Below are 1,815 nucleotides of genomic sequence, written 5' to 3'. Positions count from 1 at the left end.
GTTATTGCCGACGTGTTGCAAATGACTATTCTTATGTTTGCATTATCAATCAGGTCTTCAACAGCTTGGGCGGTGATTCCGATCCTGATGGTTGTAATCTTTCTGACCTTCGTGGAACTTAGACGTGGCTGGCACGGGGCGCCTTTTTCTTCTGTTATTCGCGCAATATTTGCACCAACAGTTTTTGTTGTGTTGCTGGTTATATCTTGCTATAATATATATCGATCAGTTGCTCTTAACCCTGTATATACACTTTTTGATGAGTGTATGCCTCATCATCTTATGTGGCATAATGTTATCATGGGCTTGTCGGTTGGCGAAGACTGGAAGATACATTTCTCTCCACTGTATAACGATAAAGGTGGAGACGACCTCCCAAATGAATTTGCTGATAGGTTCATGGCAAAATACGGTTTGGATCACAACTACTTTAACACCCCACTTGGCTTCAGGTACAAAGGATGTCGCTTCCCCAGGTGTCCCAGGAAGGCGTGCCGACCTACTACATATTGTAATTAGGGGCTTTTGGTCGCCTCCGTTGGTTTCTCTTGAATAGCGAGCATTTTAGTACCATCTTGTCGCATTCCGTTATCTGTTTTGCGCTTTCGCGTACTTACACGTTTGGGAGGATTGAGGCGTTTTGACCGAGGCTTTCTGCCGACTATTTCTGCGTAGCCGTGAGGGGCATGCCCCATTGCCAAACCAAGAATGCGGTCGAAGGAAACGCGCCGCCAAAAGCGTCGGTTAAAACGGAATGCATATTCAGCCAGATACTTATCTATGTGCCGAGATCGAAACCCATGGAAAGTGCCCATCGCCCAGCGCTTCATGAGGGCGAACACGCGATGGGTCCAGCGCAGGACCACGTGGGCGGCCATGTTACCGACGACCCTTTGATCAAGGACGTAGCGTTCGCCAGCGTCACCGTCATTCAAGCCGAGGTAGGAGCTATGACCGTCGGTGAGCAGGGTTGAGCCAGGAGCAATGTTCGCTCTTACAAAGGCATGGATCGAGTTCTGTGTTTCATCTGGGATCATCGCTAAGCGAACACGGCGTGGCCTAGTGTTGAGATAGGGCTTATTGAAGTCTGTTGGAGGAGATTCGCCGGTCTTTCTATTTACCAATTCGACGGCACCTATGATAATAATCTTGCCGTCTGCGGGCGAATTTGGGTCATCGTTAGTTCTAAATGGTATTTCTGTTTGATCTACTTCGACTAATCCGCAGAGAGGCTGCTTTTCCCGGTCGGCCATCGCAGCACGGAACTTGTGTAAAAGTAGCCATGCGGTGTCCTCTTTCACCCCGATTTGGTTCGCCAGTTGGAGCGCCGAAATCCCATTGGAATGCGTGGCAATCAAGTGCGCGGTCCAAAACCAAAACGTGAGTGGCAATTTAGTTCGATGCAAAATCGTTCCGGCGGTTACCGATGTCTGGCGCCCGCAGTCGAGGCATTCAAATGCGTAAGCGCGCGAACGCAGGCGGCCGGACCGGGTGCTCTTGCAAGCCGGGCAAACGAACCCATCAGGCCACCGAAATCGCATGATGAATTCGGCACAGGCAGTTTCGTCCGCAAATTCTTGCTGAAGCTGAGGAAGCGATCGAGAACGGCTCATACCCTAGGAATACCACCTAGGGTTCAGATGAGGCAATCAACATTTAGTGGGCAGCTATGCGTACCTGGGACACCTGGGGAAGCGTCCGGCGTCGTGCCCGTTGACTGTCGCTGCGAACTTGGCAGTGTCCCGGATGTCGCCCTGGACCACGTTCAACTTAGGATGCTGCGGCAGTTGGTTGCCATAGTACAATATGTCATAT

At 50.6% G+C, this 1,815-nt stretch carries 1 pseudogene; it reads right to left on the bottom strand.

The window, feature by feature from the left end:
• Positions 1 to 698 precede the first annotated feature (698 nt).
• Positions 699 to 1,613 (bottom strand): annotated as a pseudogene (locus tag WCO51_13360) (IS1595 family transposase).
• Positions 1,614 to 1,815: the final 202 nt, after the last annotated feature.

The sequence above is a fragment of the bacterium genome, assembly GCA_037131655.1.
Taxonomy (GTDB): Bacteria; Armatimonadota; Fimbriimonadia; order Fimbriimonadales; family JBAXQP01; genus JBAXQP01.
This window is presented reverse-complemented; position numbering and strand designations above follow the sequence as displayed.